The organism is Stieleria magnilauensis (genome assembly GCA_007753675.1).
Lineage (GTDB): Bacteria > Planctomycetota > Planctomycetia > Pirellulales > Pirellulaceae > Stieleria > Stieleria magnilauensis.
Window position 1 is genome coordinate 528,045 of record CP036432.1, and the last position, 19,282, is coordinate 547,326.

The following is a 19,282-nucleotide window of genomic DNA, read 5'->3' on the forward strand; positions in this document are numbered from 1 at the left end:
ACCGAACGGCCCCACACACCGATCTCCATCCGGATCAGTATAGCCGAAACGCGATGGTGAGCGTCTATGGGCTCAAATCCAATCCCGCTAAGTGAAGCGCCGTTGCCTGAGGTTGTGTCCCGTAGGCCCCACGCTAAACGGTTGATGATCGTCTGGCATCAGCCGGTTCGCGCCAGCGTCCGGGCCTTCTTTTTGATGGTCAATGGACCCTACAGGGCTGGAATCAGCAGGCCGCTCGCCAAGGTGTGCCCTCCCCCCCTTTTCGCTACCCAAGTGGCCTACCCCGCCCAGCCGCCGTCAATTCCCGGATTAAGCTTGACCTTGTCTTTTGCTACAGCCTATGGAAGGGTCGATGGACTCGACCCCGACAATTCCGGTACAGCGTCCCAGTCGATGGGACGAACCGCTCGACGCATCCATGACGGATGCCGATGTCGCATGGCTGCGCACGCGCGGCCCCTTCAATCAGATGGATCAATCCGCGTTTCCCCGTGCGACACCGCTGTCGGGAATCTTGCGCTACGATTGCCGGCTACATCGCGTCGAGCCCGGCGAGGTGATCGTCCGCGAAGGCGATTACGGAAACAGTGCATTTTTGCTGATCACCGGCAACGTGCGGGTGCTGGTCGATTCGTTGACCGATCAGCAACTCGGTCGCCAACCGACTCGCTCGATCGGCTGGGGCGAAGCCTTGTCGCGGTTCTTGCGACGTTCGCGCCACCCGGAAACGCGAACCCCTGAGCAGGTCAGCATCAATGCCGCTGCGGGCGGCCACCAGGCGATTCGCCAGGTCGATGATCGCCCCGCAATCTTCTTGCAGGACATCGAGGGCGTGCTGCGGCGACACGAGAGTGTTTCGCTGGGGCCTGGGGAGTTGTTCGGTGAAGTGGCGGCGATGTATCGCTCGCCACGAACGGCCACCGTGATCGCCGAAACCGAAGCGGCGTTGGTCGAGATCCGTTGGCAGGGATTGCGCATCCTGCGTCGCGATCGACGTTTCGCCGACACCTTGGAACAGCATTATCGCCGGCATTGGTTGCCCATCCACCTTCGTGAAATCCCATTGTTGCGTTACCTGCCGGAAGAAAACATGCAACGGGTGATCGAGGCGACGGAGCTTCGGTCGTACGGCCGGATGGAATGGAACGCCGATTACAAGAAGACCCGTAAGCTGCATCCGGCAGACCAAATTGCAGCGGAACCCTTGGTCGTCGATCAAGGGCAACTGCCGACCGAGTTGATTGTGGTGCGGAGCGGTTTCGGGCGGATGTGCGTGCGTCACGGTGCGGCGCATCGAACCGTCGCCTATCTAGGCAAGGGCCACTTATTCGGAATCGATGAGATCGCCTACAACGCAATGCGTCCCGAATCGATGCGTCCGATCCATTACCAACACTCGCTGCGCGCCGTCGGTTTCTTGGACGCACTTTCGATCCCAATCGAAGTGTTTGCGGCGGAGGTGTTGCCGCATATCCGCAAATCCGAGTTGCCCGAGAGCGCCCGGTCGCTGCAGAAATCCTTCACCGAAAAACGATCGGATCGGCGTCGCGTTCGCAGCGACCAGCGGAGCGAAGCGGCGGATCGTTTTTCGCCAGATCCGACGCAAGACATTGAGCACGCTGCCGGTGTCAGTTTCGAGTCGACGAGCTTGTTGGAGTTTATCGTTCAGCATCGTTTGAACAACGGTCGCGAAGCAATGGTGATTGATTTGCATCGCTGCACCCGCTGTGACGATTGTGTCAAAGCCTGCGCGGACGTCCACGACGGCAATCCGCGATTCGTGCGACAGGGGATCGTTCACGATCGTTTGCAGTTCGTTCAAGCCTGCATGCATTGCAGTGATCCGGTTTGCATGATCGGCTGTCCGACCGGAGCGATCACGCGTGATCAGACGACGGGCGTGGTTTCCATCCACGATCCGATCTGCGTCGGTTGCGGGGTTTGCGCTGCAGCATGCCCCTACGAGAACATCGCGATGGCGGAGGTCGTCGATCGCAAGGGGCGACCCTACGTCGATGAGAAAAGCGGTAACGCGATTCGCAAAGCGGCCAAATGCGATCAGTGCAGTGGGCTGCCGTCGGGACCGGCGTGCGCGGCCGCCTGCCCGCACGATGCGCTCGTCCGAATCGACTTAAGCGAATCGCCACCGCTTTCTGATTGGCTGGAAAAACGGAGCTAGTGCTTTGTCAACTCTCAAACTCAAGGGATTCAGCAGCCGTTGGTGTCCAGCCGTTAGGCGTTCCCATTCGCTGCGGAGCAGCGACACCGGGCGGCGAAAGCCTGCACACCAACACGCATGCCCGTACCATTCATGTTTGACCCCTTTGCCGCTCGTTAGAGCGATGGTGGGCAACCTCAACATGGGTCGTAGTGATTCGTGGACGCCAGGAGAGTTGCAAGCGTGAATCGTTCGCAGGGTCCCCGTTTGAGAACACGTCGCCTCGTCGCTTTGTCGGTGACGCTGGTCGTGATCGCGATCTTTTGGGGAATCACCCGCTGGGAAACATCACGTCTGGGGATGCCGGCCTTCTTCACCGGTTTCACCCTGTTGGCGGGACTGTTCCTGTTGATGCTGCTGGGCGTGCGTCGTCGTTTGCCGTTTTGGCCTCTGGGCAGCGTCAGCACCTGGACGCAGATCCATCTTTACGTGGGGATTTTCACGACCGCAATCTATGTGCTTCACGTTCCGGCGCTGATCGCCGGTGGAGTCCTGGAGGGTTGTTTGTCGATCATCTTCCTGATGGTCACCGCGAGCGGTTTTTATGGGATCTATGCCAGTCGCACGCTGCCGAAAAAACTCACGGCGGTCGAAGGCCAACATCGTTTCGATCGCATCGATTGGGTGCGGAATCAAATCGCCGCCGCAGCCGACAAGGCCTGCCGCCAAATCAGCGAAACGTCGGCCAAGCAGGTGCTGGAAACGTTCTACCAACAGGCTTTGTCACCGTTTTTTGTCAGCCGTCCGACACTCGCCTACGTGATCGCGCCCAACGGAAATCGCCGCCGCAGGTTACTCGGTGACCTGAAAGAATTGGATCGCTATCTGGAGGAGGACGGGCGACGCGTTGCGGGGCAGTTGGCGGCATTGGTGCGTCGCCGCGACGATCTGGATTATCAATTTGCCCTGCAGCTGCGACTGCGTTGTTGGGTGGTGTTTCATTCGCTCCTGTCGCTGGTGTTGTTGGCTGTGTCGCTGATTCACATGGTGATCGTGTTGCGGCTGGTGGGTTGAGGACGAGGCGCAAAGCAAGTCATGCGAAGAGACAATCTTGAAATCCCGCAACCGCCCATCAACGATCGCCCCGGCGATTCGTGGATGCCGGCCGTCGACGGGGCTGGATCGGACGGCGCCGCCCGCGTTCGCACCTGGTCGGGGCGACGCCGTCGCTGGACCATCGTTTTCTTCACGTGCGTTTTGCTGGGTGCGCTGGCAACGTTGGCGATGATGCCCGCGGAGCAATTGTTCAAGCCAGGGGAATTGTCGACACCGCACGCCCAGATTCTGGCGGGTTCCGTTTCCGGCGAAAAGTGCGCCGCGTGTCATCATCAAGCTGCGTTTTCATTGGCTGCGTGGTTTCATTCGGCAAGTGATTCGCATGCCGCTGATTCGCATGCCGCTGATTCGCATGCCGCTGTGACGCAGTCGGATCTGTGTATGGATTGCCATCACCGTACGATCAACGCGAACCTGGCTCTCGCGGCACACAATCTGCCGGTTTCGGTTCGCGATCAGATGACCGAGACGATTCGGCTGGCTTCCAAGCGTTCTGACGCCGCCAGCACCGGCTTGTTGCCTCGATGGATCCCCGATGCCGCCGTTGACCAAAACGATGTCGCTTGTCGAGCCTGCCATCAAGAGCACCATGGCGCCGAGGCAGACTTGTTGTCGCTGTCAAACAACCAATGCCAAACCTGTCACAGCGAACGCTTCGGGGCGTTTGCCGATTCACATCCGGATTGGGAGGGTTGGCCGTATGGCCGTGGCGGAGAACTCTCGTTCAATCATGCCACTCACCAGCAGACACATTTCCCGTCGTGGAAGTCGGGGGCGGAAACGTTCGACTGCTTGATCTGCCATCCCGCGGGACCGACGGGTGAACTGGTTCGCGTGGCAAGCTACGAAACCAGCTGCCAAACGTGTCACGATGAAGCGATGAACGTGCGGGCAGGAAAGGGCATCGATTTTGTTGCTCTGCCATCCTTGCCGCGAAACGCCTTGAACAACGTCAGCGGTTGGCCGGAGGGCGCGACCGGGTTCGCCGACGGAGTGATCTCGCCGCTTGCCGAGTTGATGTTGCGCGCCGATCCGGCGGTGACCAAAATCGTGCGTAGTGTCCCGGGGGGCGATGTCAGTCGCTTGTCGATCGAAGACCCGCAAACCGATGAGACGCTTGCGCGTCTGGCGAACGGTTATCAAAGGTTGATTGACGACGTCGGCAGACGGGGCCAATCGGCGATCCAAGAGCGGCTGTTGCAATTGGGGATTTCTCCCGGTCCCTTCCAACCCGTTCTGCGTTCTCTGTCGCCGCAGTTGATCGAGTCGGCCGGCCAGAAATGGTTCGCGCAGACCGACTTGACCGGTACACAAAGTGCCACGATCACACGACCGCGACCAAAGATTCGATTGGTCATCGCGGACGATGATGACTTGTTGGGAGCCGAGCTATTGGGATCAAGCCTGCTGGGCGAGCCGGGCGATGAAGACGCATTGTTGGACGATCCGCTGCTGGAGGATCCGCTTCAGCAGGATCCATTGGCCGGTTCAAACGAACGCTCGTCAACGGTCGTTTCCGCTGTGCCACCATCCGACCTGGTGCAAGTCGGCGGCTGGTATCGCAATGATCAACGATTTGCGATCAGCTATCGAGGCAACGGGCACGGCGATCCCGTGATGGTCGGCATGATCGAAACGTTTGCGCAGTTAGCCGAACACGATCCGCTGAAGCAGCGTTTCTTCGACGGACCCTTTGTCGCCGCGTGTGTATCCTGCCATCCCGGTGCGACCGCGATTCCCGCTTCTTGGCGGGCGAAACGTTTAGTGGGACAACGCAGCGAGTTCACCAAGTTTTCGCATCGCCCCCATCTGAGTGTCTCCGCGCTCGGTGATTGCAGTCACTGTCACCAAGTTCGTGATCGACAGACGATGCCGGACCATGAATTCGTCTTTGCCGGGTCGGAGTTCAAAGCGTTGGAGCGTGAATCTTGCGCGGCGTGCCATCACGCCAACGCTGCCGGTGAGGATTGCACCCAGTGTCACCGCTACCACATCAGCGATGGCGGTCTTCGATAGTGGCGTAAGCTTCCAGCTTGCGCGTTCGGCTGCGACCATCCATCCCATCCGGGATAGATGAAGATGGGGCGGTCACAGCACGTCTTAACGCGAGGCCCGGTTAACGCGAGGCCCGGTAGGGTGCCAACACACGTCGGCTGGTCATCGGACGCAGTTGGATCGGTTCTTCGTGACTGACCGGTCGCAATCCGCTGCCCACCGCTCGTTCGGGCTTTTGGGGCAATTGCGTCGGTGTCTTGGGCGCGGGGTAAACCGGTTGGTAGGTCTTCGCGATCATTCGGCTGGCACGTTCCAGCATCGGCCGGATGGAACCGTATTGCCGTCGCAAACGAGCAGCGTCCTCCTCGAAGGGATCATCCAAGTCCTCCAGATCATCCAACGCATCAAAGATCGAACCTTCTTTTTTCGGTTGCGTTGGGGGTTCGACCGGGTTCGGCGTGGGCGGCATGTCCGGTAGCGAGGGAGGCGTGAACTGCGGATCGCTGAGAGGATCCGGCGAATCGGAGCCCGGTTCGGGAAGGGGCATCGCAGGCGTTGCCGGGCGCGGCGTCGGAACCGGTTCGGCAGGGATCGTCGGCGGTGGAGTGAGTGTGGGGCGGCCCGTTGGTTCCGCTGCTGGTGGGACGGCGGGGGTCTCTTGACGGCGCGACGATTGAGTGGGGTCGGGGGGGGCCGGCGCGGCAGGCTTGGGTGTTTCAGGATTGGGCGTTGCTTGCTTCGGAGCAGCTTGTCTCGGCGCCGGCGCCAGTGGCGGGACGGTTGGCAATCGAGGCGCCGCGGTCGAGGGTGGCGCCAAGGGTTTGGTTGCCGCCGGTGGGTTGGGGATTTGCAACACCGGCGGAGTGGTTGATTCGAGGTCCGTCATCCAGGGGGCCGAATCACATCCGCCATCGCAGCCGTGCGTCGTGCATCCGGCGTTGCCGCAACGGTCCAGTCCCAGCAGCTTCTCGATGCCGCCGGCGACCGTGTCGAGTGTCTTGTAGATCGGGTTGGATGTCCGCCCCGTTTGTCCGCAGCTGCCACAGTCGCACGGGCCTTGATTGCCACTGGCGGAATAGGCATCACATGCGGTGTCGGCTGCTGACGCGTGGGGCTGGCCCAGCATCGAAAACGCAGGAATTCCAGTGGCAAGGCTGGTCAGCACCAGGGCTTTGCCCACTTGCCAGCCGCGTCGGCGTGACCGAGACGACACACGATTGATGGGGGAAGTCAAAGTCATGGGGATCAACGTCTCTCGTTCCAGCCGGAAACCAATTGGGAATCAGTCCTTCGTCGAAAAACCTTATCGACGAGAAACAATCCGGATGACCAAAAGAATCGGCACGTCCGGCACACAGGACGCAAATCGCCCAGCTTGCCAGCTGCGGTTTTTGGGATTTTCCTGCGTCGGGTGACGGAACGGGGCACCGCTGGCAGGGCGATCGGCTCGGTTTGATCGAACTGCATCCCAGCGACGACAGGCTCTTTGGGCGGCCGCCGGCCCCAAAACAGCGATCTGAGGCGGCTAGGAAAACATTCGTCGCGGGAGACCGTCTCGAGGGTCGGTTGTGTTCTGATTCGGTCGGTGACGGCCTGTCGCAGGGGCGATTTATTCCGAGCAAAACGCTAGACTGTGCGCGTTGACCGTCCCACTTCCGCTTTGCACTCAGAGACACACGCAGTGAGTTTTGACCCGTTTAGCGTCCGCGACCAATTCGAAACCGGCAGCGGAGCAGCCACCATTTACCGGCTCAGCAAATTGCAAGACGCCGGACTCGGACAGATTGATCGGATGCCCTTCTCGATTCGAGTGCTGCTCGAGTCGGTGTTGCGCAACTGCGATGGTTTTTCCGTCAGCGAAGAGGACGTGAAAAATCTCGCCGCCTGGAACGCGAAGGCGCCTGAGAAACAGGAAGTGCCGTTCAAGCCGTACCGCGTCGTGTTGCAGGACTTCACCGGCGTGCCGGCCGTCGTCGACTTGGCGGCGATGCGCTCGGCGATGCAGCGGATCGGCGGCGACCCCAACAAAATCAATCCGCTGATCCCGGTGGACCTGGTCATCGACCACAGCGTCCAAGTGGATTTCTTCGGCAGCGAATCGTCGCTCGGCCAAAACGTTGAAATCGAATTCCAGCGGAACCGCGAGCGCTACGAATTCTTGCGTTGGGGTCAACAAGCGTTCGACAATTTCCGTGTCGTTCCGCCCAACGTCGGAATCGTACACCAAGTCAATTTGGAATACCTGGCCCACGTCGTGGCGATTCGCGATACCGGTGACGGCCCGGTCGCCATGCCCGACACCCTGGTCGGAACGGACAGCCACACCACAATGATCAACGGCCTGGGCGTGCTCGGTTGGGGCGTCGGCGGAATCGAAGCCGAAGCGAACATGTTGGGCCAACCGTTGTACATGTTGATGCCGGAAGTGATCGGGTTTGAATTGACCGGCAAACTGCCGTCGGGTGCGACGGCGACCGACATGGTACTGCGCGTGGTCGAACTGCTGCGTGCCGAAGGCGTGGTCGGCAAGTTTGTCGAGTTCTTCGGTACCGGGATGAACGCGATGAGCGTTGCCGACCGGGCGACGATCGCCAACATGGCACCCGAATACGGTGCGACGATGGGCTTCTTCCCCGTCGACGACGTGACACTGACTTATTTGCGTCAAACCGGTCGTCCAGAAACCGGCGTGCAACTGGTCGAACGTTATTGCAAAGAACAGGGGCTGTTCCGCACCGATGATGGTCCCACCCTGAACTACACCAAGACGCTGTCGCTGGATTTGGGCACCGTCGAACCGAGCTTGGCCGGACCGAAGCGTCCGCAGGATCGGATTTCGCTTTCCAACATGAAATCGGCCTTCAACGAAGCCCTGACGGCGCCGATCGGCAAGACCGGGTTCGGGCTCGATCCGGGCGATCTGGACCACAAGGGCACGATCCAAGACAACGGAAAAAGTAGCCAGATCGGACACGGCGCTGTCGTGATCGCCGCGATCACGTCCTGTACCAACACCAGTAACCCGTCGGTGATGATCGGCGCGGGGTTATTGGCCAAGAAAGCGGCCGAGCGAGGTTTGAAGGTTCCGTCGCATGTCAAAACCAGTTTGGCGCCGGGCTCCCGCGTCGTCACCGAGTACTTGGACAAAGCCGGACTGACCGAGCCGCTCAAGACGCTCGGGTTCCACACCGTCGGCTATGGATGCACAACCTGTATCGGTAACAGCGGTCCGCTGCCGGCACCGGTCGCCGAAGCGATCGAGTCGGGTGACCTGGTCGCGTCGGCCGTGCTGAGCGGAAACCGTAACTTTGAAGGCCGCGTCAATCCGTTGACACGGGCCAACTATTTGGCGAGCCCGCCGCTGGTGGTCGCCTACGCTCTTGCCGGAACCACGGACATCGATCTGGTCACCGAGCCCTTGGGCAAAGACGCCAAGGGCAACGACGTCTTCTTGAAAGAGATTTGGCCGTCGGCGGAAGAGATTTTGGAGACCATCCAAACCTCGATCGATCCTGAGATGTTCACTCGCCAGTACAACGAGGCCGTCGAAGGGAACGAGTTGTGGAACGCGATCGATGCCGCCGAAGGTGCGATTTACCCATGGAGTGAAGAGAGCACGTACATCCATCATCCGCCATTCTTGGATCACGTGACCGGGGATGCGGTTCCCCCGATCGGTCCGATCGAAGGCGCACGATGTCTGGTGTTGCTGGGCGATTCGGTCACCACCGACCACATCTCTCCGGCCGGTGCGATCGCTTCCGACGGCCCTGCCGGTAAGTTCCTGCAAGAAGTCGGCGTTCCGATCAAGGAATTCAACAGTTTTGGTTCACGACGCGGTAACGACCGTGTGATGGTTCGCGGCACGTTTGCCAACATTCGCATCCGCAACCAACTGGCGCCGGGAACCGAGGGCGGTGTCACCCGATACTTGCCTACCGATGAGGTGACCAGCATTTACGACGCGTCGATGCGGTACCAGAAGGAAGGCACTCCGTTGGTCGTCTTGGCCGGTACCGAGTACGGCACCGGCAGCAGCCGCGACTGGGCGGCCAAGGGCACGATGTTGTTAGGCGTCAAAGCAGTGATCGCGGCGAGCTACGAACGGATTCACCGCAGCAACCTCGTCGGCATGGGCGTGTTGCCGTTGGAATTCGCCGACGGAAAAACGTGGCAGGCGCTCGGCTTGACCGGCGAAGAAACGTTCTCGATCCCCGATCTGTCGGATGACCTCGAGCCCCGTAGCACCATCACGGTCACGGCAACTGCCGAAGACGGCACCGTCAACACCTTTGATTGCATCGTGCGGATCGACACCCCGGTCGAACTGCAGTACTACCGCAACGGCGGGATCCTCCCGACCGTCCTCCGAAATCTGGCCCAGGCTTAATTTTTATCAACCATGAGTGACATTCACAGTCAGTACAACGACGTCGAAAAACTGATCGACGACGAGAAGTTCAGCGAAGCGATCGAAGGTTTGAATTCGATTCTCCAGGAAGACGATTCGTTCGTGCTCGGGCACCTCGCCCTCGCCCGCGTCTACACCAAGACCGGACAGCACGACGAGGCGATCCGACACGGCGAGAAAGCATGTGAATTGGAACCGAACGATCCGTTCAACTTCACCGCCATGAGCGTGACGTACCAACGCGCCTGGGCCGGTACCCAGGAGCAGCAGTACATCGCCAAAGCCGAAGAAGCGATGGCGAAGGCTCAGATGCTGCAATCGCAGTCCTGAGATGTTAATCGCTAACGATTGAGCACGCGCCACTGGCTGACGCCGCGTGCTGGGATTGAGCACGCGCCACTGGCTGACGCCGCGTGCTGGGAGGAGCGGACGCGTGCCGGTGAGGCGGCTTGCTTACTGATCCGAGACGACTTGGGTCGTCACTTGATACCGCGCGCCCAACGGCTTTCCGCGACTGACCGCTTCGGCGGTGATCGTAAACGTCTTCGGTTGATTGCACGTCAACAAGATCAGGTAGTCGATCGATTCAAACGGTCTCAGCGTCCCGATGTCTTTCAGATAGATGTATCCTCCGTTGGGACTGAATTCGCCCAACTCGGGGCTCAGCGGTTGTGTGACACGCACCACCTGCACGCCGTCGGGCAGATTAAATCGAATGCTGACGTTGCCGTCTTGCTGTGACGACGGATTGGTGACGCGCAAGTCGTAGCGGATCGGTTGATTGACGAACACGGCTGTGCTGGGACCCGTGATCGACAGACCCAATGATTGCGGCTGGGCGGGCTGGCTGGGAGCCGGCCGCGGCGTAGGATCCTGATTCGGCGCGGGCCGTGTTGGCGGTCCGGGGATCATCGGTGGAGCGGTCGCCGGGGGCAGTGTGTTGGGAGCGGCCGGAGCGGGTTCAGGTTGTCGAACCGCCGACGGCAAGATTTCAAACTGCACCTGTTCGCTGGCCCGGGCGCCTTGTTGCGACTCAACCGCCAACACCACGCTGCTTCTTGGATTCGTGCCGATCACCTGGAAATTGGCTTCCAGTGTTTCGCTGGTTTCGGGTTCCAGCCGTGGGATCACCCACTCGATCATGTACTGACCGCTGCGCGGCTCGGAGAGGTATTGGTCCGTTGCACCGACCGGGCGGAGCTGTGGATCATAGGCCAGCGTGACGCGGACATTGTCCAGCGGCACACTGCCGGTGTTGACGACGATGCCACGGAAGAGCGTTTCGCTGCCGACCGAAGTCCGACTGCGACCGGACAGCGTCGCGGTGACCGCGGGCGTGGGCGGCGGCTGATTGATGACGGTAACGCAGGACTCGGTCGTGGCCCGCTGTCCCGCATCCGCGGTCGCTTCCAACTGGATGCAGCGGCGGCCCGGATCGGTCGGAATGAAGGTCACCGCGACCGGCCAGGTCTCGCCCGGTTGAAGCGGGATGTCTTCCTGTGTGTTGGGATCTTGTTTGGGTTTGACGACCCGCTGCAGGTTGCTCGGCGTGTGCAGCATCGAATCGTCGCCATTGGCGATCAATTGCAAGTTCGTCAGCGGGCGGTCGCCGGTGTTTCGGACGTGAATGTTGAACGTCACCTCTTCGCCGACCTGATAGCGTTCTTTCTCCGGTGCTACGCTCAATACCAGCGAGGGACGAAAGACGTCGACGGCGACGGATGTTGTCGCCACCAACGGGCCGTCCGCTCGCGCTTCAAAGTTCAGCGTCAAGGAGGATTCGGTGGTGACGTCGAGCAACAGATCCAATTCTTGCTGGGGGGGTAATTCACCGATGTCCCACACGATCGCGTTGGGCAGATTCTGGGCAAAGGAATCCTGACTCGATGCTTGCACGCCCGGCGGAATCTGCATGATCACGCGGACGTTGGCCGCGGGTTGATCACCGGGATTGGAAACCGCGGCGGCGGCCTGGAAGGGGATGCCGAAGGAAGCGATCTGAGGCGCGCCGGCGCGAATCGCCAGCTGCGGCGCACTCCACGTGACAAAGGTCTCACCGGTGAACAGCGTCAACGGCGGCATGTTGTCGGTTTCACCACCAGGGCGAATCACCCGCATCGCGATCGCCGCTGTGCCCGACGTGCCCGGTGTCGGGATCAACTGCACCGTCGCATTTCCGGCGTCATCGACAACGGCTTCGACGAACGAGGATCCGGTCGACGCGAACGAGCCGAGTTCGGGTTGCATGATTTCGTAATACACCTTCCATCCACGCGCCGGCAACATGCCTTCGGATCGAGTCACCCGCGTCGTCAACGTGACCGGTGTTCCCGCCGGGACGATTTGCGTCCCCGGAAACTGTCGTGCCGCATCGACCCAGTAGATCGTCGCCGTTGCTTTTCGTTGATCCCAGCACTCGCTTTCCGGTGCCAGCACGGTGACTTTGCTGGTCCCTTCACTGGGGCTGCTGACGGTGATCCATGTTTGTCCCTTTTCCAACTGGACATCATCATTGGGATTCAAATTTCCACGGGTGATCTTCGTGCGTTTGGTGCTGGTCACGCCGAACGCATAGGCGGGATCTTGCTTGGCCGCTTTTTTAATCCGCGCCAACCGGTGCATCACACCGGGGTCATCGTCACCGACTTGGATAAAGGTGCCGACGCTTTCCGGCGTCAGCATCCATTCCAGCGGTTCGCCGACTTGCAAATGTCCCTCGTCACCACAGATTCCCGACAACAGAACCACTTCCCCGCCGACCGGTGCAACAATTTTCTGGGGCGAGAGCAGGATGCAGCCTCGCTTGCCGCGTTTGGGAAGCCGGCAAAGCTCGCGCATCTGACACTCGTTGCCGTACAGAATGGCGGGCGGACCGTTTTGGCAATCCGACGGGCACGGGGCGCTTGGCACGCACGGTTCATTGGACGCACCACCGATTGAAGTCAGCGGTGGTGTCGCCGTGCTGGGCACCGGCGTCAGGCAGGGCGGCGGAGCGACCGGTTCGGGAAACGCCGGTTCGGGCAACGAAAACGGCCGCGTGTTCAACGGGTCACCGAGTTTCCGCAGGCAGTTCCCCAGCCGGCCTTCACCGGCCGAACCGGGCAGCGCGATCGTCGTCGTCGCAGGCAGGGGATTGAAGATCCGTTGCCCCGTCGGATCGATGGCGGGAAGCCGCAGTCGCGAACAACCGACAGACTGCAGCAGCGAGACCACCACGATTGCTATCGCACTCACCTTTCGCCATGCGCAGCCATCGCGGGCCGTCGCAGGGGAGGTTGAGGTTGAAAACAAAGCGAACATCGGCTTGAGTCAGGCGCATGCGGGAAGTCGATCCGGGTCTGAGTCCATACAGACCTCGTCCGAGGAACCCTAGCACGCAGTTGGCAGCGATGATGCGAAAATGCAACCTCGTATGATGCGGAAACGCAACGAAGGTGTACCGGTTGTAATCCTTATGTCGAAAGTTCCAAGTTCCAAGTTGTTGGATCTCAAATCTGAAACCTGAAATCTCCTGACACTAACGTTTTCTATGTTTGTTCGCGATGAAGCCCGGAGGGCTGGCACAATGCTTGCTGGTGGCGTCACGGCTTGCTGATTTAATCAGCCGTTTGGCGCGAGCCTACGGGCGCCGGTGAGCAATCGACAAGATGAATGCCCGTACGCTTGCGCGCTCGCGGCTAATCCCACGTGCGATCGAATTAAGTCAACAAGCCGGTCAGCCACCGGAATGGAAAGACCTCGATCACGGAGGCCTGAAAGGCCGGCACAATCGGTCTCATGAGCTGCGGGTATTGCAAAAAGCTGGGGAACTGTGTCGGCCCGCTGGGCCTCAGAGACTCCTTGAAATCATCTCCGGTGGCTCACGCCCAATGCCACCTACTTTGTGGTCATTCGGGTGGTATATCATCGGGCTGCTGTTTTTTTCTTCGAAGTGACTTCTGGAATTTCGTTGTCTTTTGGCGCCGCGGGTGGGCTATGCGTGGGTAGCTGCGAGGCAATTTTCGATTGGGAAGTTTGCGGCCCGCTGCGCTCACCAAAGCGCCGTGATAAGCCAGCCTCCATTCCTCCAGGGTCGTAAGCTTTTCACGTAGCAGATGATGCTTGAACGTCGTCCAAACTCCCGTGAAGCTGAGCTCGCGAGGGTCAACTCGAATCAATTTCGCTGCTTGTTTGCGTAGCTGAGCGACAAGATTATAAGCGATGATCGATCCCATTAGCTCCTTCATCACCGTGTCGACACTCTTGGCGCGAATGTTTTCTGTGTCCATCGTCACTTTGACATCGCGGATATCGAACTCCACATCGTAGCGACGAACGTACAGGGCAGCGGCCGAGTGAGCGTCCGTCTCAAGGCTCGTCACGATCTCCAGCGTGTCTCCATTTTCAAGTTCAATTTGGTGGAGAAAGACTTCGATAGACGTGTCTTTACTAAGATCGAGATTGGTTCGGCGGTCCTTCGGTGTCGGCCGCCAAATCAAGTGAAACGTCTTGTACCCGTCCCCTTGGTCGACCAACGTAGCCGACTTGCGGTACGACCTGAATCGCTGTTTGGTCAGCCGCAGCACGAAGTCTTGATGATGTAATTGGCAGTGGTGGGCGACATTAAAAATCCCAAAACCGCTATCAGCCAGAACGATCGAGCGTTTCGGGAGTCGTTCAATAATCGGCTTGGCTTGCTCAAGTTCACTTTTGTTGTCCGCTCCGTACATCGGATCGACTTGCGGCAACAACGCGCACCCGGTCTGCATTTCATTTGCGACCAGCAATCTCGCAATAGGCCAAACCGTCTCTCCGTGTTGGTTGGACGCCGGCGGGAACGCTTTCTGAAGTGCTTCGGTCGGAGGAAGCGTGATCGTCGTCCCATCGATAATGAATACACGTCGATCGAGAAAGGCTTTGGGAGCGCGGGAAGCAAGGTGATCGCAGATTCGATGGGAAAACTCTTCCACGACAGCGAGCGGAATCCTTTTTCTGGCGGCGTTGTAGGCCGAATTGTTTTCGGAAAGGCGATTCTCTTGAACCCTTCGATTGTCAGGCAAAATATCCGTATGATTTTTGAGCAAATCTGCGACGGCATCGGTTAGTGAGATGCCTCCTTCGAGCCGTTGTAAAACGAGTAGCCAGAGGGTCGGGGCCTGCGTATAGACCATCCGCGCGTTGGCACAATCGTGATCTTCAAAGACCCGTTGTAGTTTGGGTAATTCAAGAAGCTCAGCCAGCAACGCTTTGGCTTTGCCAAAGCGAGACTCTTCATCGGCACCGAGTGTCGTCGGGTCGACCATGGCGATTCCCAGTCAGAAAGGCAGTAAGTGTAAACTTACCTGCCAGGCGCAAAAATCGTGCCAAAACCGGGTTTTTGGGACCGCGCCACCCGATAGGGTCCAGAATAGGTGGCATTGGGCTCACGCCACCGGCATCCACTCTGCCGGCCCTCCGGGCCTGAAGGACTTCGCCTATCCGGCAAATTTCGGTACATAGAAAATGTTAGATTCAGCAAATCTCAAATCTGAAACCTGAAACCTGAAACCTGAAACCTGAAACCTGAAACCTGAAAAAAAACGGGACAGATTCTCACGTGGAGAACCTGTCCCTGGTCGGTGCAGCGGAGCGCTTCGCTGCAGTCGACGTTTCAATTCGAGCAGCGAACTCGTCTAGCTTCGGTCAGTCAAATCACTCAGCCGCCGGGCGTCCGCCTGGGCGTCCACCTCGATCACCGCCTCGGTCTCCGCCCGGGCCACCGCGACCACCGCGTCCGCCGCCGGGGCCGCCACCGTCTCCGCCGCGGCCGCCGAATCCGCCACGTCCTTGGGGTGCCGGCATTTCGAAGGGCTCGCCCTTCATTTCTTCAAACTCTTTTTTCTGCTCACTGGTCAGCACGCTGACCAGTTTGGTTTCCATGTCCTTTTGAGCTTCCTCCATCTTTTCCCGCATGTTTTCGCGGTCACCGCCTTGGAACAACTCGCGCATCTTGGACATCATTTCTTCGCGAGCTTCTTCAGCCATCTTTGCCAGTTCTTCTTTCTGCTTGGCGGTCAGCTTCAGTTCGGTTGCGACGCGCTCATTCATCAGCGCCCCGGCCCGCATCTGCTGGACTTCGATTTGTTCCAGCCGTTCCATTTGCTCTGGCAACAGCACCTCTTCGAGTTGCTCGCGGATCTTCTTTTCGCCTTCAGCAACCTGCTTCATGTACGCCTGCATTTTGGCGACATTTTCTTCGCTGTCGCGATTCTCACGATCGAAATCGCGTGGGAATTCGACGCGTTCGCGGTTCTCAGCGACCTTCTTGACGGCCTCTTCCTGGTCGGGCATCAACTCGATTTCTTCTTGGACTTCTTTGACTTGCAACAGTCCCAGGATGGAACCACCGCCGCGTCCGCCGAAGCCGCCGGGGCCTCCAGGACCGCCACGAAATCCGCCGCCGCCCGGTCGGCCGCCCCCACCCCCCGGTCGGCCCCCGCCACCGCGTTGAGCCATAACATCAGTGGCGACCATCGCCAAGATTGCCGCGAACAACAGGGCCATTGGGCCGCTTGTGATCTTCATTGATTTCGATTCCCAGAGATTACAGAAAGAGAAGTTGGCTGCGGAGAAGTTCCGCCGTGCTTTGAAGCCGTACATCGCCCCACGACATTGCCCCAGACACTGCGATCGCAATGGATGGAATTCGTCGAGAGTTACCCTGTTCAAACCACGCCAAGGCGGCAGGGTTTCACGAAAGATCGAGTTTTTTGCCAAAAAGAAAGGCAAAAAACGATGCGGCCAGAAACGCGGCGGCCGATTCAGGCCCGGCCGCTACGACTTCACCACCGGATTGCTCCGTAATTCACGCTGGGCCCGCTGCAGAAACTGCATCGCGTCGATCGGGGTCATCGAATTCAGGTCCAAGCTCTGCACCTGGCTCAGCACCGGATGGTCGGAGAACCCGAACAGGGTCAGCTGGTAGGAGCCGCCGCCGCGGTCGCTGTGTCCCTGGGGTGGAGCGATCGAGGGCCGGTCCAGAGCGTCTCGGTGGTCGATTTCCAATTGCGCCAGCACGTCTTTGGCACGCTCGTTGACTTCGCGAGGCACGCCGGCCAGGCGGGCGACGTGGATCCCATAGCTCTTGTCCGCGCCGCCGGGAATGATCCGGTGCAAAAAGACCACTTCGTCATTCCACTCTTTGACGGCCACGTTCAAATTCGACACCCGCGGCAGCGACTCTTCCAACTGAGTCAGCTCGTGGTAGTGCGTCGCAAACAGGGTCCGGCAACCGATCTGTTCGTGCAAGTGCTCGGTGATCGCCCAGGCCAGCGACAGCCCGTCATAGGTGCTCGTTCCGCGGCCGATTTCATCCAGGATCACCAGGGACCGCGACGTGGCGGTATTGAGAATCCGCGCCGTTTCGACCATCTCGACCATGAACGTACTCTGCCCGCGGCTGAGTTCATCGCTGGCTCCCACGCGGGCAAAGATCCGGTCGGCGATCCCGATCAACGCGGATTCGGCGGGCACAAACGACCCGGCTTGAGCCAACAAAGTGATCAAGGCGACTTGGCGGATGTACGTGCTTTTGCCCGACATGTTGGGGCCGGTGATCAGCAGGATCATCCCGGTCTCGGGGGCGTGAACGCAGTCGTTGGGGACAAATTCTCCCTGCGGCAACGTCACGTCCAACACCGGGTGCCGGCCCGCTTCGATTCGCAACACCGAATCGTCGGTCATCTCCGGCCGCACCCAACTTCGCTGTGCGGCCAGCTCGGCCAGGGCCGCGAGCACATCCAGTTCCGCCATCGCAACGGCAACTTCCTGCAACGTCGCCAGATGATGGTGGGTACGCGTCCGCAAGTTATGAAAGATCAACTGTTCCCGTGCGGCGGCTTTTTCATCTGCGGCCAGGACTTTCTCTTCGTATTCTTTTAACTCCGGCGTGATGTATCGTTCGCAGTTCTTCAGCGTTTGTTTGCGAATGAAATCCTCGGGCACCTTGTCCTTGTGAGCGTTGGTGACTTCCAAGTAGTAGCCGAAGACCTTGTTGTAACCGACTTTCAAGTTGGGAATGCCGGTCACGTCCATCTGACGTTGTTGGTATTCCAGAATCCACTGTTTTCCGCCGGCGGCCAACTCACGCAGCGAATCGAGTTCGGGGTCGAATCCCTTGCGGACGAAATTTCCGTCGGCAGCATTGAGCGGACATTCATCGGCCAACGCCGCTTCCAGTTCGCTGCGCAACTCCGGACACAGGTGCAAATGCGACTCCAAGTGCATGATCCGCTTGGGTTTGCGTCCGGCCAACTTGGCTTTCAGCGTCGGCAATCCCGCCAGCGTTCGAGACACTTGCTGCAGATCCCGCGGCCCCGTCCGACCGGTGGCGATTCGCGCCAGCAGTCTGGTGATGTCGTAGGTCTGTTTCAGGGTCGACCGCACATCGCTGCGGAGGGATGCTTGGGTAAAGAATTCTTCGACCGCATCGTGTCGCTGGCAAATCGCATCGATTTCGACCAACGGCGCGGCGATCCAATCGGCCAACATCCGCGACCCGGCCGACGTGCACGTCAAGTCGATCGCATCGACCAACGACCCGGCCCGCGACGAGGTTCGTAGCGTTCGTGTGATCTCCAGACTTCGCCGCGTCGACGCATCGATCTCCAGCACGCCGCTGCGGTGGTGCGCCGAGATGGATCGAAAATGATCCAGCCCAGCGGGTTGTGTTTCCTGCAGATAGGTCAGTGCCGCGCCGGCTGCTCGAACTGCCGCGGTGTCGTCGTCGCGAAAGCCAAACCCTTCGAGCGAACCGACCGAGAACTGCTTGCACAGTAACTCTACCGAAGCATCTTCGGCGAAGCTCCAAGCCGGCCGCGCCGTCCAGGACCACGGGGCGGTGGAATCCGGCGAAAATTTGGCGTCGTCTTCGCGGTAAATCACTTCCGCCGGACCGATCCGCGCCAATTCGTCTTCGACTCGCGAAACGGGAAATACCCCGGCGCAGAACCGTCCGCTGGAAAGTTCCGCCCAAGCGATTCCCGCGACCGGTTCATCGGTTTGCTTCTTGCCTTTTCGAGGCGTGTGCAACACCACGGCGGCCAAATAATTCGCTTCCCGCGGATCGAGCAAGTCATCGTCGGTCAGGGTCCCCGCGCTGACCAGACGGGTGATTTCTCGTTTGACCAGCCCCTTGGCCTGTTTCGGGTCTTCGACCTGTTCACAGACCGCGGCCCGGAACCCCGCTTGGATCAGTTTGCAGAGGTAGGAATCGAGTTGGTGATGGGGAAACCCTGCCATCGCCGTCGGGTTCGCACTGTCTTTGTCGCGGCTGGTCAGGGTCAGCCCGAGGACTCGGGCGGCCGTCTTGGCGTCCTCCAAAAACAGTTCATAGAAATCGCCCATGCGAAAAAGCAGCAATGCGTCGCCGCAAGCCGCCTTCGCCTCGTGGTACTGTTTCATCATCGGAGTCATGGCGGAAATCGTACCTGTCGGGGACGCCGATTAACAGCCTGCCAGCGGCAAACTTCGCGACGTTTCCCCCAGTTCACGCCACCCGGATTCCGGTCAGCGAAACTCTGCGGGACACGGACGGCGCTGCCTGGCGGAGCGGTAGGAAGATTTTGGAGGTAGGAAGATGGGAT

At 59.6% G+C, this 19,282-nt stretch carries 10 protein-coding genes; 5 read left to right on the forward strand and 5 right to left on the reverse strand.

All coding sequences use genetic code 11. The features are described from left to right. Window positions 1–352: 352 nt before the first annotated feature. From TBK1r_RS02005 to TBK1r_RS02015, 3 genes are all read left to right on the forward strand, one after another. The gene (locus TBK1r_RS02005) at window positions 353–2,179 is read left to right on the forward strand and encodes a cyclic nucleotide-binding domain-containing protein (protein WP_145207291.1); all 1,827 of its coding nucleotides are present in this window, start codon (window positions 353–355) and stop codon (window positions 2,177–2,179) included. Between the two features lie 222 nt (window positions 2,180–2,401). Then, window positions 2,402–3,232, forward strand: a complete 831-nt coding sequence (locus TBK1r_RS02010; protein ID WP_145207292.1) for a hypothetical protein — start codon at window positions 2,402–2,404, stop codon at window positions 3,230–3,232. Window positions 3,233–3,253: 21 nt separating this feature from the next. After that, complete coding sequence (locus TBK1r_RS02015) at window positions 3,254–5,290, forward strand: hypothetical protein (RefSeq protein WP_145207293.1); 2,037 nt, start codon at window positions 3,254–3,256, stop codon at window positions 5,288–5,290. A 100-nt stretch (window positions 5,291–5,390) separates the two neighbouring features. On the opposite strand, the gene TBK1r_RS02020 is transcribed toward TBK1r_RS02015, so the two are convergent. Next, complete coding sequence (locus TBK1r_RS02020) at window positions 5,391–6,509, reverse strand: hypothetical protein (protein WP_145207294.1); 1,119 nt, start codon at window positions 6,507–6,509, stop codon at window positions 5,391–5,393. Between the two features lie 441 nt (window positions 6,510–6,950). Between TBK1r_RS02020 and acnA the strand changes: the two genes are divergently transcribed. Both acnA and TBK1r_RS02030 read left to right on the forward strand, forming a co-directional pair. Further along, window positions 6,951–9,659: an aconitate hydratase AcnA gene (gene acnA / locus TBK1r_RS02025; protein WP_145207295.1), complete on the forward strand. Its 2,709-nt coding sequence runs from the start codon at window positions 6,951–6,953 to the stop codon at window positions 9,657–9,659. A gap of 12 nt (window positions 9,660–9,671) precedes the next feature. After that, entirely contained in the window at window positions 9,672–10,010 is a 339-nt protein-coding gene (locus TBK1r_RS02030) for a tetratricopeptide repeat protein (RefSeq protein ID WP_145207296.1), read from the forward strand. Window positions 10,011–10,133: 123 nt separating this feature from the next. Here the strand turns inward: TBK1r_RS02030 and TBK1r_RS02035 are convergent, their stop codons facing one another. The 4 genes from TBK1r_RS02035 to mutS form a co-directional block, all read right to left on the reverse strand. Next, a complete protein-coding gene (locus tag TBK1r_RS02035) occupies window positions 10,134–12,914 on the reverse strand; it encodes a hypothetical protein (protein ID WP_419580880.1) in 2,781 nt (926 codons plus the stop codon). Window positions 12,915–13,567: 653 nt separating this feature from the next. After that, a complete protein-coding gene (locus TBK1r_RS02040; RefSeq protein WP_145207138.1) occupies window positions 13,568–14,962 on the reverse strand; it encodes an IS4 family transposase in 1,395 nt (464 codons plus the stop codon). A 388-nt stretch (window positions 14,963–15,350) separates the two neighbouring features. Further along, window positions 15,351–16,223 (reverse strand): hypothetical protein, encoded by an 873-nt coding sequence (locus tag TBK1r_RS02045; RefSeq protein WP_145207298.1) that lies wholly within the window; start codon window positions 16,221–16,223, stop codon window positions 15,351–15,353. A gap of 249 nt (window positions 16,224–16,472) precedes the next feature. After that, window positions 16,473–19,112, reverse strand: coding sequence for a DNA mismatch repair protein MutS (mutS, locus tag TBK1r_RS02050; RefSeq protein WP_145207299.1), 2,640 nt, complete (start codon window positions 19,110–19,112; stop codon window positions 16,473–16,475). Window positions 19,113–19,282 lie beyond the last annotated feature (170 nt).

Bases quoted from the DNA above. Each gene is read 5' to 3' on its own strand.
- TBK1r_RS02040 (WP_145207138.1), bottom strand. From the start codon at position 14,962: ATGGTCGACCCGACGACACTCGGTGCCGATGAAGAGTCTCGCTTTGGC.
- TBK1r_RS02015 (WP_145207293.1), top strand. From the start codon at position 3,254: ATGCGAAGAGACAATCTTGAAATCCCGCAACCGCCCATCAACGATCGC.
- TBK1r_RS02045 (WP_145207298.1), bottom strand. From the start codon at position 16,223: ATGAAGATCACAAGCGGCCCAATGGCCCTGTTGTTCGCGGCAATCTTG.
- TBK1r_RS02030 (WP_145207296.1), top strand. From the start codon at position 9,672: ATGAGTGACATTCACAGTCAGTACAACGACGTCGAAAAACTGATCGAC.
- TBK1r_RS02005 (WP_145207291.1), top strand. From the start codon at position 353: ATGGACTCGACCCCGACAATTCCGGTACAGCGTCCCAGTCGATGGGAC.
- mutS (WP_145207299.1), bottom strand. From the start codon at position 19,112: ATGACTCCGATGATGAAACAGTACCACGAGGCGAAGGCGGCTTGCGGC.
- TBK1r_RS02020 (WP_145207294.1), bottom strand. From the start codon at position 6,509: ATGACTTTGACTTCCCCCATCAATCGTGTGTCGTCTCGGTCACGCCGA.